Origin of the sequence: Nitrococcus mobilis Nb-231, assembly GCF_000153205.1 — a bacterium.
GTDB lineage: Bacteria > Pseudomonadota > Gammaproteobacteria > Nitrococcales > Nitrococcaceae > Nitrococcus > Nitrococcus mobilis.
In genome coordinates this window covers 140150-153990 of record NZ_CH672427.1, presented here as the reverse complement: position 1 = coordinate 153990, position 13841 = coordinate 140150, and the positions used below count along the sequence as shown (strand labels likewise).

The 13841-nt window shown below is 61.4% G+C and carries 8 protein-coding genes and 1 pseudogene; 6 read left to right on the top strand and 3 right to left on the bottom strand.

The window, feature by feature from the left end:
- The first annotated feature begins 135 nt into the window (after window positions 1-135).
- From NB231_RS00645 to NB231_RS00635, 3 genes are all read left to right on the top strand, one after another.
- A complete protein-coding gene (locus tag NB231_RS00645) occupies window positions 136-1290 on the top strand; it encodes an NnrS family protein (RefSeq protein WP_004998782.1) in 1155 nt (384 codons plus the stop codon).
- Window positions 1291-1327: 37 nt separating this feature from the next.
- Entirely contained in the window at window positions 1328-1807 is a 480-nt protein-coding gene (locus NB231_RS00640; RefSeq protein ID WP_040661486.1) for an Rrf2 family transcriptional regulator, read from the top strand.
- A 500-nt stretch (window positions 1808-2307) separates the two neighbouring features.
- Window positions 2308-2928 (top strand): hypothetical protein, encoded by a 621-nt coding sequence (locus NB231_RS00635; RefSeq protein ID WP_004998776.1) that lies wholly within the window; start codon window positions 2308-2310, stop codon window positions 2926-2928.
- Window positions 2929-3115: 187 nt separating this feature from the next.
- On the opposite strand, the gene NB231_RS00630 is transcribed toward NB231_RS00635, so the two are convergent.
- The gene (locus NB231_RS00630) at window positions 3116-3307 is read right to left on the bottom strand and encodes a hypothetical protein (RefSeq protein WP_004998775.1); all 192 of its coding nucleotides are present in this window, start codon (window positions 3305-3307) and stop codon (window positions 3116-3118) included.
- A 299-nt stretch (window positions 3308-3606) separates the two neighbouring features.
- On the opposite strand from NB231_RS00630, the gene NB231_RS00625 reads away from it, so the two are divergent.
- Both NB231_RS00625 and NB231_RS00620 read left to right on the top strand, forming a co-directional pair.
- Window positions 3607-7269 (top strand): nitrate reductase subunit alpha, encoded by a 3663-nt coding sequence (locus tag NB231_RS00625; protein WP_004998773.1) that lies wholly within the window; start codon window positions 3607-3609, stop codon window positions 7267-7269.
- 367 nt (window positions 7270-7636) lie between these two features.
- Window positions 7637-9474, top strand: a pseudogene (locus NB231_RS00620) (IS1634 family transposase).
- A gap of 151 nt (window positions 9475-9625) precedes the next feature.
- On the opposite strand, the gene NB231_RS00615 reads toward NB231_RS00620, so the two are convergent.
- Window positions 9626-9955, bottom strand: coding sequence for a hypothetical protein (locus tag NB231_RS00615; protein ID WP_004998766.1), 330 nt, complete (start codon window positions 9953-9955; stop codon window positions 9626-9628).
- Window positions 9952-10092, bottom strand: coding sequence for a hypothetical protein (locus NB231_RS18180; RefSeq protein ID WP_004998764.1), 141 nt, complete (start codon window positions 10090-10092; stop codon window positions 9952-9954). The genes NB231_RS00615 and NB231_RS18180 overlap by 4 nt, the downstream gene beginning before the upstream one ends.
- A gap of 231 nt (window positions 10093-10323) precedes the next feature.
- Here NB231_RS18180 and NB231_RS00610 point away from each other — a divergent pair, with 231 nt between their 5' ends.
- Complete coding sequence (locus tag NB231_RS00610; RefSeq protein WP_004998762.1) at window positions 10324-13839, top strand: DEAD/DEAH box helicase; 3516 nt, start codon at window positions 10324-10326, stop codon at window positions 13837-13839.
- Window positions 13840-13841 lie beyond the last annotated feature (2 nt).

The window sequence follows — 13841 nt, the reverse complement described above, 5'->3', positions numbered from 1 at the left end:
GCTGCGTTGCTATCTCGATCGCGGGCCTCCTGCGCTGCAACAGCGTATAGCGACAACCCTTTCTCGCGTGGCGCGTGCGCCACGCGGGCTCTCTTCGATAAAGCCGCAGTCGGCCACCCATGAGCTAAGCGCGCTATGTTGCTCGCCTACCCCTTCCGCCTGTTCTTTTTACTCACCGGGATATTCGGCGCAGTGGCGGTACTGGTGTGGCTGGCGGTACTGCTCGGCTGGCTGCAGTTCCCGGCCGGGATTTCACCACCGCTGTGGCATTCCCACGAGATGCTCTACGGATTCGTCCCGGCCGCCATCGCCGGTTTTCTATTGACGGCCATGGCCAATTGGACCGGTCTCCCGCCGCCGAGCGGCTATCCGCTGCTTGCCCTCGGCGCCCTCTGGCTCGCCGGCCGTCTTGCCATGGCGCTAACGGGTTGGCTACCGAATTGGTTGGTGGCCGCCATAGATCTAAGCTTTCTACCGACATTGGCATTTTATGCACTTCTGATTTTGCGCCGTGCAGGCAATTCGCGGAATTTACCCTTGGTCGCGGTGCTTGCCGTCCTCGCGGCAGGCAATGTGCTCATGCACCTCACCCTGCTCGGCCTCACGCCTACCCTCGGTTATATGGGCGAACTCGTGGCGTTGGACACCATCGCGGTGCTGATGGCGGTAATCGGCGGGCGCATCATCCCGGCATTCACCGACAACTGGCTGATCCGCCAGCATAAGCCGCAACGCATACGCCGCCAGCCGCGCCTGGATCAAGCGACGCTGCTCGCCACGATACTGATGCTGCCGGCGGATTTGCTCGCCCCCGCCAGTCTTGGCGCCGGCATGATCGCACTCGCTGCCGGCCTGTTTCACTTGTTACGACTCTGTGGCTGGCAGGGTTGGCACACGTGGCGGGAGCCGCTGATGTGGATTCTGCACGTGGGTTATGCCTGGCTGGCACTGGCGTTGTTACTGAAGGGGCTGACTCCACTATCGGCGGCACTCGATACAAGCGTCTGGTATCATACACTTGGCGTCGGCGCCATAGGTACTCTGATCATTGGCGTAATGACACGGGTAACAGTCGGACACACTGGACGGCCGCTTACTTTGTTGCGCGGCACGCAGCCGATCTACTGGCTGGTAAGCGCGGCGGCCGTACTGCGCGTAAGCGCCACCCTCAGCGGGGCGCCGTGGATGCTGTATGCTGCCGCACTGGCTTGGGTCGCAGCGTTTGCGTTGTTCGCAGTGCGCTACGCGCCGATTCTGAGTCGACCACGAGTGGATGGACAACCAGGATGAGCAGTTACCCGCGAACCGCTTATCTACGGAGTAGACGATGCGATTAACCTCTTTTACCGATTATTCCTTACGGGTACTCATGTACCTCAGCCTCAAGGAGAACGAGCTCAGCACGATCTCGGAGATTGCCGAGCGCTATGCCATCTCTCGCAACCACCTGATGAAAGTCGTCTACGAACTCGGCCGGCTCGGATATGTAGAGACGGTGCGCGGCAAGCACGGCGGTATGCGCTTGCGCCATTCACCGGCCAGCATCAATCTCGGCGAGGTCGTACGCCGTACTGAAAACGACATGGCACTGGTGGAGTGCTTCAGCAGCCAGAACTACTGTCGTCTGACACCTTCCTGCGTGCTGCACGGGGTACTTCGCGAGGCCTTGCAGGCCTTTCTCGCCGTGCTCGATCGCTATAGCCTTGCCGATCTGCTCGAGCCGAAACAAAAATTGGCCAACCTGCTCGCCATCGAAATCCCGGTTCGGGTAACTTCCAGCACCACACCACCGCCCAAGCGAGCCTAATTATAACGATCACGGGGCGTTTGCCAGGGGCTGGGCCGGTTCACGGGCATTAGACCCGATGGAGGACGGCGCTCATTAATCAGCCCCTCCGAAAAACCGACGTGGCGCGGCCGACACTTGGCAACCACGGCCTGGCGCAATGGCTGAAGCTCCAAAGAAAAAGCATAAACTGAATCGCTCGAGTGCTTGCAATAAGCGTCCACAGACCGGGCAAACAACGCGCGGGTCGCGGACAACCGATCTCCCCCACAGCACACATTACGTTTTCGCAGTATAATATAAGAATTGACTTAAAAACCTCGCCCGCAAACCAAACACGACTACACTGTACTACTAGCCATGTATCGTCGGCGGCGAGAACCGCCGGGAACCCTTGGGACGGATCCTGTCGAGGGTCTCCGAATGCTCGCGGTGCCTCCGGCAAATCCGATCGGTTGATTGGGGTAAGGCGACCTAAAAAGTATTTGATATGCATAATAATCGATCCGGAGGATCGCATTATGAGTACTGCCATCGATCGTTTCCAAGCTGGACAGCGCAACGTACAACGGTTGCTGGATGTCTTTTCCAATCAACTGCGCGCATTCGCGCGTGGTCGGACACCGGATATGCTGCTAATGCACGACATCGTCGACTGCCTCAACCGCTACGCGGCGATTGGCGACGATGCCTACGAAGGCGAGTTGATCGACGCGCTCACGCAGGCTGATGACCGCTTTGCCCCGGCTCGGCTTGTCCTAACCACCGAGCATGAGGCGATCATCGAACTCGGCGAACGCTGCTTGGCACTCATCGAGGACATGATAGGCAGCATCGTGGTGTCACGATCAGCGTTGCTCACACCTGCGCGGCGTTACTTGCGGATATATCAAGAACATTTACGGCGAGAGCGTTCCTATCTCCAGCGTCATCGCCACAGGTCAACCGACGATACCGCCCCAGACCGACCTTACCGGCCTCTACCCAGAGACCCGCTGGAAGAATTCACGGATCTGTGTGAACGCATCACACAGACCGTGGAACACTTGGAGACCGATGAGTTCGGGCTATCGGTCTGCGCCGCCTGCGGCAGCGATGCCACCTCTAATGGTAATGCTCAAACGCTACCCCTCGGAAGTTGATCGGTGGCGCTGACATTTGCTCACACCTACAATCTCTTTACAGCCTAATATTCGTCGCACGGTAGGGATGCGCTTTGCAGGACAGGATGCCTCGGTTCACCACCGCCGTGCTGACACAAGGTGAGGCGTGCACGCTCTTTAACCGGGCCCGGCCAACGCTCCCCTCGTTTCGGGCGAACACATCGTTTTAAGAAGCAATAGGAAGCGAGTAGACGCAACCGAAACCGCCGATCACCGGCGGGCGGGCGTGATGTACTACGGCCCGTCGATAGCTGCGCGAGGTTCGTGCGGCAAAAGCACGGGCGGCTTCCTCACCCCAGTTGCGCTCCAAAAATGCGAGGCGCACCACCTCCAGACGCTCGACAGCTTCTTCGATCATTAGCCTCTCCACACCCAGGGGCACAATGCTGAAGAGAAGCTGGACCTATTGTGTCTTCACACCCTGCCCGACAACACGCCCATCAGGAGTAAGGCCTCCCCCCACTTAAACATAAACAAGTATAAATAATATTTTTACTTTATTAAGTATAAATGATATTTATTAAATTAATGGGATTGCAAAGCTTCCTCCCGATGCGTGACGAAGGATGTAGCTTAAAGATCCCAGCGCGATGATCGCTTCGGCGAACCGAGCGCGAAGCGAGCCAAGAAGAAATTCGCAGGGGAGATTAATAAGCCATGGGCTGGATTCAGGATCTTGTCAACCCAAAGACTCGCCGGTGGGAGGAGTTTTACCGCAACCGCTGGCAGCACGATAACATCTTCCGCAGCACCCACGGTGTGAACTGCACGGGTGGCTGTTCGTGGGCGATTTACGTCAAGGACGGCATCATCACCTGGGAAATGCAGCAGACCGACTACCCCTTGCTTGGGCGGGGTGAAGGTGGCCGCGGCATACCGCCCTATGAGCCGCGCGGCTGTCAGCGCGGCATCTCTGCATCGTGGTATGTCTACAGTCCGATTCGCGTCAAATATCCTTATGCTAGGGGTGTGCTACTGGACTTCTGGCGCGAGGCGCGCTCCAGCCACAACAACCCGGTCGAAGCGTGGAGCTCCATTGTCACCGACGAGAACAAGCGTAAGCGTTGGCAGAAGGCCCGCGGCAAGGGCGGGTTCCGACGCACGAGCTGGGACGAACTGCTCGAGCTCATCGCTTCCGCTTGTCTCTATACCGCCCAGAAGTACGGACCCGATCGGGTAATGGGCTTCTCCCCGATTCCGGCCATGTCGATGCTCTCCTTTGCGGCCGGCCAGCGCTTCCTGCAGCTCTTCGGCGGCGCGACCATAAGTTTCTATGACTGGTACGCCGATCTGCCCAACTCCTTCCCGGAGATCTGGGGTGATCAGACCGATGTCTGCGAGAGCGCCGACTGGTACAACAGTAAGTTCATCGTATCGATGGCCTCCAACCTCAACATGACCCGCACCCCGGATGTGCATTTCATCTCCGAGGCGCGCCATGAGGGGGCCAAGTTCGTGGTGCTGTCGCCGGATTTCAGCCAGGTCAGCAAGTACGCCGACTGGTGGATTCCGGTCAAGAAGGGGCAGGACCTGGGAATATGGATGGCCGTAGGCCATGTCATCTACACCGAGTTCTACGTCAAGCGCCAAGTGCCTTACTTCATCGACTACGTGACGCGCTACACGGACATGCCGTTCCTGGTCAAGCTCGAGAAGGACGGTGATAGCTACCGTCCGGGTCGCTACCTGACCAGCGAGGAGGTCAAGAAGTACAAGAAGCAGGAGAACGCCGCCTGGAAGCAGCTGGTGCTCGATCGCAAAAGCAACGAGACCCGCTGCCCGAAAGGCCAGGTCGGCCATCGCTGGGCCAAACAACACGGCCAGTGGAACCTCAAGATGGAGGACGCTCTCGACAACAGCCCCATCGAGCCCGTGCTGAGCTTTCTCGGCGAGAGCGACGAAATCGCCATGGTGCAGTTCTACGAGTTCGCCTCGGAGACCCTATACAAGCGCGGCGTACCGGCGAAGAAGATCGACACCGGCAGCGGCAGTGTATTGGTCGCCACGGTCTATGACCTGAACATGGGCCAGTATGCCGTGGGTCGCGGGCTGCCCGGCGATTACCCGGAGAGCTACGACGACCTCAAGCCCTACACGCCGGCCTGGCAAGAGCAATACACCGGCATCGGCCGGCAGACGGTCATTCGCTTCGCCCGCGAGTTCGCCGGCACCGCGGAGAAGACCAAGGGCCGCTCGATGGTCATCGTCGGCGCCAGCGCCAACCACTGGTACCATAACAACTTCATTTATCGGGCCGCCATCAACTGCCTAATTGCCTGCGGTTGCTGTGGCCGCAACGGCGGCGGCATGAACCACTACGTCGGTCAGGAGAAGCTCGCGATCCTCGCGCCATGGAGCACTTTGACGTCTGCTCTAGACTGGGGCGTCAAACCGCGCCTCACTCAATCGGCTACCTGGCATTACAGCAACAGCGACAGCTGGCGGTATGATGGTTTGGCCGAAGAGTATGCCAATCTCCCCCCGCATTCCAAACTCGCGAAGGGTCAGCACTCGATCGATCTGATCGCCAAGTCGGTACGAATGGGTTGGATGCCGTATTACCCGCAGTTCGACCGCAGCCCCCACGAGGTCGCCCGTGCGGCGCAAGCGGCTGGAGCAAAGGACGACAAAGGCATCGTGAACTATACGGTGCAGGCGCTGAAGAAGAAAGAACTCAGCTTCGCGACCGATGACCCGGATGCCCCGGAGAACTGGCCACGGGTGTGGTTCGTTTGGCGAGGCAACGCCATGCAGTCGAGCGCCAAGGGCGCGGAGTTCTTCCTACGACATTACCTTGGCACGCATGACAATGCGGTCGCCGAAGAGCGCGCCAAACCGCACGTCAAGCACGTAAAGTATCGGGAGCCGGCTCCGCGCGGGAAGTTCGATCTGGTGGTCGACATCAACTTCCGGATGGACTCCACAGCGCTGTATTCCGATATCATTCTGCCAACGGCCTTTTGGTACGAGAAGAACGATCTCAACAGCACCGACTTGCACTCGTTCATCCATCCGCTAAGTCAGGCAGTACCGCCGGTCTGGGAGTCCAAGAGCGACTGGGATATTTTCAAGGCGTTTGCCAAGAAGATCAGCGAACTCGCACCCAGCGTATTCCCAGGACCAGTGAAAGACGTCTTCGCAGGACCGCTGATGCACGACACGCCGGATCAGATGGCCCAACGTGAGGTGCGCGACTGGATGGAAGGCGAGTGCGAGCCCATTCCGGGCAAAACCATGCCGCACTTCGAGGTGTTCGAGCGGGATTACAGCCTGATCTACAATAAGTACATTTCCCTGGGCCCCGCCGTCCGAGAAAAAGGCATTAGCGGCAACGGGTGTAATTTCCCAGTTACGAAACAATACGACGAACTCTGCGACCAGCCGGTTGGCGGCTCACCCGACCCGCGCCATCGCCGGGCAATCGAGTGGGGCGGCAAGCGCTATCCCTGCCTCGAGGACGCGCTCGATGCCGCCAACGTTTTGCTGTATATGGCTCCAGAGACCAACGGCGAGGTTTGCTATCAGGCCTTCAAGGCGGAGGAGCACCACACTGGCGTGCCGCTGGTTGACTTGGCCGAGCCGTACCGCGGCGTGAGGATGACTTTCTATGACCTCACCCGCCAGCCACGCCGAGTTTTGGTCAGCCCCGTTTGGACCGGTAATATCACCGAGGGCCGGGCCTACGCGGCTTGGTGCCTGCAGGTGGAGCGGTTAATACCCTGGCGTACCCTCACGGGCCGGCAGCAAATGTACATCGACCACCCATGGTATCTCGACTTCGGTGCGCAATTGTGTACCTATCGAGCAAAGATCGACTATAAGGATATCCATGATCTGAGCGTCAGCCCGATCGATGACAAGACCTTGATCTTGAACTACGTCACCCCGCACGGGAAGTGGAACATCCACTCGACCTACAAGGACAACCACCGTATGTTGACCTTGTCGCGCGGCATGGACCCAGTTTGGATCAACGACAAAGACGCAGAACGGGTCGGCCTGAAGGACAACGACTGGGTCGAGGTCTATAACGACAACGGCGTAGTCGTGACACGCGCCAACGTAAGCCGCCGAGTGCAGTCGGGTATGTGCCTGTACTATCACGCCGTCGAGCGGACCATCTACATACCCAAATCGCAGATCCGCGGTGGCCGTCGCGCCGGCGGCCACAACAGTCTGACACGTACCCGCTTGAACCCGCTCTATCTCGCCGGGGGAAGTGGGCAATTCACCTACGCATGGAATTACTGGGGTCCGACCGGAATCATGACGCGGGATACGCACGTTGCAGTGCGCAAACTCGAGAAGCTCGAGTGGTAGCGTGAACGAGAGGCATCAAGCAAGCGGCCGCGCCTTAGGCGCGGCCGCTTGGATTCAGTATCTCTGATACTTTCGGTTTCAAAACCATCGAAGAACCGACGCCCTTAACGCCCCAAGGCAGAAGTTCCGTGTGCCGTTACCAGGATTGTCCCTCGCTGTACCAGCGCTCATCCAGCTCTGATGACAAACCCCGGCAAGCTCTTAACCCATCTTTAACGCTCTCTGCCTGATTTCGGGCTGATTTGGGCGTGTATGCGAAGAGAAGTTATTGATTCGTATAGTGGCGAGGGTGGCGCGCTGGATGTAGTGCCATAATATTTGTTGTTATCCCTTGTGCGGAGCGCCCGCCCACGCTAGCCTCGCGGGCATGTTCATCCGCCGCACCCAGACCCGCAGCACGGCCACCGGCGAGTCGTATGTCACGTATCGTCTGGTGCGCTCCGAGCGGCGCGCCGGTAAGGTCCGCCAGCGCACCCTGTTGAACCTGGGGCGGCACTTCCCAGTGGCGCAGGCACACTGGTCGGCGTTGTGTGCGCGCATCGAGCAACGGCTCAGCGGCCAGGCGGCGCTGTTCGACGAGGAGGGGAAGGGCCTCCCGCTCGCCGTCGAGCGCCAGGCCGAGCGTATTGCGGCGCGGCTGCTCGCCGAGCAGGGCGGTACGCCGGCACCGGCCGATGCTGGCGGTGTACCCGGCGGTGGGGGTGACGTGCAGTCGGTGGACGTGGACTCGCTCTCACTGGTGCGCCCGCGCTCGGTGGGCGTCGAGCAGCTCGCCCTGTGGGCGCTGCGCCAGGCGGGCTTGGAGGAGCAGCTCCAAGCGCTGGGGCTGACCGGCCCGCAACGTGCGGCGGCGCTGGGGCTGATCGTTGCCCGCATGGCCGCCCCGGGCTCGGAGCGGGCGACGTATCAGTGGCTCGCCGGCGCAGCGGCCTCGGCGAGCTGCTGGAGGTGGACTTCGAGGCGATGAGCCCGATGCAGCTCTACCGTACCTCCGATATCCTGCTGCGCCACCGCGCGGCCCTCGAAGGGCATCTGTTCGCCCGGGTGAGCGATCTGTTCGCGCTCGCCCCGACAATCACGCTCTACGATCTGACCAACACTTACTTCGAGGGCGAGGCACCGGTCAATCCGGCCGCGCGCCACGGCCACTCCAAGGAGCGGCGCAGCGACTGCCCGCTGCTCACCCTGGCGCTGGTGCTCGATGCCTGCGGCTTTGTGCGCCGCTCGCGGGTCTTCGCTGGCAATGCGGCCGAGGCGCAGACCCTCCAGGGGATGCTCACCGGCCTCGCGGCGCCCGCCGGCGCGCTTGTGGTCATGGACCGCGGGGTGGCCACCGAGGCCAACCTCGCCTGGCTGGCCGAGCAGGGCTACCGCTATCTGGTGGTCAGCCGCGAGCGCCGCCGCGCGGTCGATTTTAAAGAGGCCATCACCCTCGACAACGCCGGCGGGCAGGCCGTGGAGCTACTCAAAGTGCCCTCGGCCGATGGCCAGGAGGTGCGCCTGTATTGTCGCTCCGAGGGCCGCGTGCGCAAGGAGCAAGCGATCGCCGGGCGCCTGATGGACCGCTTCGAGGCTGGGCTCGACAAGCTTGCGACCGGACTCAGCCGGCGGGGCACCACCAAGCGCATCGACAAGCTCTGGGAGCGCATCGGGCGGCTCAAGGAGAAAAGCCGCGGCCTCGGCCAGCACTACCACATTGAAGTGATCGCCGGTGACAGCGGCGAGCGCGCCCGTGCGATCCACTGGCAGCGCCTGCCCGTGAAAGGCTCTCTGGTCACCGAGCCGGGCGTCTATTGCCTGCGCAGCAACGAGACCGGCTGGGACGAGAAGACAATGTGGCGCACCTACATCATGCTCACCGACCTTGAGGCGGTCTTCCGAAGCCTGAAATCGGAGCTCGGCCTGCGCCCGATCTTCCATCACAAGGAAGAGCGCGCCGAGGGGCACCTGTTCATCACCGTGCTCGCCTATCAGTTCGTCCAGCTCATCCGCCACTGCCTCGCCGCCCACGGCATCTGCGAGCGTTGGAGCACGCTACGCGATACCCTCGCCGGCCAGTGCCGGGTCACCGCCACGTTCAACCGCGGCGATGGCCGCACCCTGCACGTGCGCAAGGCCACCCGCGCCGAGCCCGATCAGGCGCGAATCTATCAGGCCCTCGGGGCCGATCCCGCCCCGGGCGGCGTGCAGAAAACAATCGTGTGAGCCCGCTGATTTATAAAATGAACGTAATGTAGTGCCACTCGCCGCCGCGGCCGATCTTAACTCTCTGAGTATCGCGAAGTTATTTTTGGGGACGTTAAACTTGGGTTAAGATGCAATAGACATATTGTGCCAACTCTTTTGCACCCGACCCTCAGGACGAGGCCTTTTCTAGCACTTCGTTGCGGCCTGCGCAGAAGCGATCCAGATCAGCTCCGGTCAGAGCCGAATGCACGGGAAGCATAAGGCTGGTCTCACCGAGCACCCAAGCAATCGGCAAGCGTTCGGCCGGGCAACAGCCTAGCCCGTCGAAGGCCATTTCCCGATACACCTTCGGACAGGAACCATGCAGCGCGGGGATGCCGTGGGCCTGAGCACACTCCTCGATGACCTTCAGGTTGCATGCCGCGGCATTACTACGACCTCGTCGCCCGCCCCGATGCCGAGCACGCGCAACGCCAAGCCGAGCGCCACGGCGTGTCACGGCCGGCCCATAGCCGCCGTGAACTCCCGCTCGAAACACCTCCCCTCTGCGCCGTTCCAGTAATTCACCCGCTTGGAGGCCAGCACTTGCTGCACGCCTGCCAGCTCGTCGCTGTCGTAGTGGGGCCAAAAATTCATTGTCGCCCTTTGATATGAGTGATTACACGGCAGCAGACGCACTTAATTGTAACGTGCATTTTGCGGATTGCCGGGGAAAATTCAGGTCTAGGCGCCATGCCGGCGCAGGCCGGTGTTCAGGTCGTTTTCCCTCACCACGGCTTGTTTAGTCATCCTCTACCCGGACCCTCTATGCTACAGTCCGACACTTCAAAAGCACGCGCAGTTACTCCTCTAACCCGTTCAATCCTCATGTCCAGGCAAACGTTCGGCAAAACATGGTGGGGCGCGCAGTGGCTGTATGCGCTACGCGAAATCGACTGGGAGAACCGTCTGCCGCGGGGAAGGCGATACGCGAATAACGGCTCCGTCGAGGAACTCGCGATCAACGGCACCAACGTGCGGGCACGGGTGAAGGGAAGCCGGCCACGCCCGTATAGGGTCACCCTTCGAGTACCGGCTATGACGATGGCAGACACCGAGGAATTAGTCGACGCCCTCGCCACCGATCCGGCACTGATCGGCCGGCTGCTCAACCGCGAGCTCGACCCCGCCGTGCTCGAGCGAGCTGACTCGCTGGACATCAGCGTTTTCCCCACCCAGTGGCGCGACTTGCAGATGCAGTGCTCCTGCCCGGACTGGGCCGTGCCCTGCAAGCATCTCGCCGCTGTGATCTACACACTCTCGCGGGAGATCGACGGCAACCCGTTTCTCGTCTTCCACCTGCGTGGCGTCGATCTCGCTGCTGAACTCGAGCATCGTGGTCTTGCCATTACCGCGGAGGTCAAAGGCGCACCTCCCGGGCTCGACGAACTCGCCCTCGCGGGCGCGGATGAGAACGAACGTGAGCCCGCCCCCGAGCCGGACTCCCTCGCCCACATCGATTACTCGGGCCTATCCGACCTGGTTGACGCGCTGCCCCAAGCCTTACCGCCGAATCCATCATTCAGCCCGGCGGGTGATTTCCGCAAGCGCTGGACAACCCAGATGCGCCGCCTAGCGAAGGCCGCCCGCCGGCAGTTAGAGCACGGTGGAACAGAGGCGGAGGCACATCCCACAACCCGCCTCACGAGCGATGACAAACCGCTGCTGCTCGTCGACGCAAACGCAGACACCACCGTCATTGACGCCGCAAGCGTGACGGAGCTTGCCGACCTGCTCGCCTCCCTCGGTGCGCTAGACCCGGCCGACCTGCCGGATTACCAACCCGAGCTGGCCGGGCTGCATGCCGCCAACCGAGCCGCATTGCACCTCCTCCAGGCGGGTGCGGCCGTTCCTTGGGTCTTTGCCCTCCCAAGAGGTGACACCGGCCTGTTATGGCTACCTGCGACGCTTGACCCCAGCGTGCGGGCACTCATCGAGCACCTCGCTCGCGGGTTACCCTCGAGTCTGCTGCGCTTGCGACTGGAGAATCGCCAGCGACGGCTCTCGGCGCGAATGCAGGCCCGCCTACTGTGCGGGCTGTTCATGGATCATTGGCTGCGTGAGTGGGGTAGCAAGCTCACGGAAGCCCAGCGCGGCGACAAGGTCATGGGGCTGTTCTTCGGCGCTGGCTCCGAATGGTTCGACGGCCCCGGCGAAGGGGCCATAGCGGGAAGCATCCGCACCTGGCTTGCACGACTCCATCTCACCGAGGGCGATCACACACCGCTTCTTCGCCTGGAGGAAGACACCGCCACATTCACCCTGTCCATCGACGTCACGGCGCGCAACGATGCCCCGGCGCGGGCACCGACGCCTCTCGCACAGATCCTCCAGAATCCGCAGTGGGCGACGCAGCGCAGCCGCATCCTGCAAACCATTTCGATGCTCGGCGAGTCCTACCCGCCCATTAACGACTATGTACGCGCCGGAGCCAGCGCACCGATGCGCATTGCAGCCGAACAGCTTCCCGAGTTGCTCTTCGAGGTCTTGCCCGTTATCCAGCTCCTCGGCATCCGTACCCTCCTACCACGCGGATTGGAGCAGTTGCTGAGACCAAAGCGCTCCCTGGAGGTTACCGCCAAGAAGAGAGAAACGAGCGGATTTCTCAGTGCCGATGATCTGTTCAACTTCAACTGGCGTATTGCCGTAGGCGACCACCTGCTGACCCCCGAGGAGTTCGAGTCCCTGGTCGGCGAAGCCACGGGCATCGTGCGTTTCCGCGGCGAGTATGTCTACCTCGAGCCGAGCGAGATCGAGCGCCTGCGCAAGCAGCTCGCCAAATCCACCCGCCTCCATGGGGCCGAGCTTACGCGCATTGCCCTGACCGGCGAGTATGAAGACGCGCCGGTGCAGCTCGATAACGCGGCCCATGAGCGTGTAAAAGCGCTCAAGACAATTGACGACGTGCCACTGCCCACTGCCCTTCACGCGGAGCTGCGTCCCTACCAGCAATGCGGGTTCCAGTGGCTTTACGGCAACACCCACGCGGGGCTTGGCAGCATCATTGCCGACGACATGGGGCTTGGCAAGACATTGCAGGTCCTCGCCACCGCGCTCAAACTCAAGGAGGACGGCGAGATCGGCAACCACGCAAGCGCGCTGATCGTCGTTCCCACCAGTCTGCTCACTAACTGGTGCAAGGAGATCGAGCGCTTCACGCCGTCGCTATCGATCCACGTCTATCATGGCCCCGGCCGCGCCCTACCTGCTCCCGGTGCGCAACCGGACTTGGTGGCCACGACCTACGGTCATGCGCGTAGCGATCTGGCGGCCTTGCGGCGCTTGTCGTGGCGCGTTGTCATCGTCGACGAGGCGCAGAACATCAAAAACCCCTCCGCCGCCCAGACCAAAGCCATCAAGTCCATCCGCGCGGGTGCCCGCATCGCCATGACCGGCACCCCGGTCGAGAACCGGCTTTCGGAGTACTGGAGCATCATGGACTTCGCAAACCCCGGCTATCTCAGCACACCGAAACGATTCAGCGAGCAGTTCGCCACCCCGATCCAGGTGCACGGCGACCGCCGCGTCGCCGAGCGATTCCGCCGAGCCGCCGCGCCTTTCCTGATGCGACGGGTAAAAACCGACACCTCCATCATTAGCGATCTGCCGGAGAAAATTGAGCAGGACCAATTCTGCGAGCTCACCGAGGAACAGGCCGCCGTCTATGAATCCGTCGTTCGGGAAGGACTCGAAGTCATTCAGGGCGAGTCGGATACCTTCCAGCGCCAGGGGCTCGTATTGCAGATGATTCTCGCGCTCAAGCAGATCTGTAACCACCCCCGGCAATACCTCAATGACGGTGCCACGACACCCATGCACTCCGGCAAGGCCCAACGCTTGCTCGAGCTCCTGACCGAGACGCACCGCCTGCACGAGAAAGTGCTGGTATTCACCCAGTTCCGTAAAGCCGGTGAGCTCTTGCAAGGCTGGATTGCCGAGGCGTTCGGGCGCACACCGGCGTTCCTGCACGGTGGTCTCTCGCGCAAGCAACGTGATGCCCTGGTCGAGCGCTTCCAGGGCGAGCGCACCGAGCGCGTCTTCATTCTCTCGCTCAAGGCCGCCGGCACCGGTCTCAACCTCACCGCCGCCTCCCAGGTCGTTCACTTCGACCTGTGGTGGAACCCAGCGGTGGAAGCACAGGCCACCGACCGCGCCTACCGCATCGGCCAATCCCAAACCGTGCAGGTCCACCGGCTCATCACCCGCGCAACCTTCGAGGAGCGCATCAATGCCATGATCCGCTCCAAGCGGGCGCTCTCCGAACTCACCGTCGGCACCGGCGAGCAGTGGATCGGCAACCTCGCCGACGAAGAGCTGCGCAACGTATTCGCCCTCAGCCGCTAGTG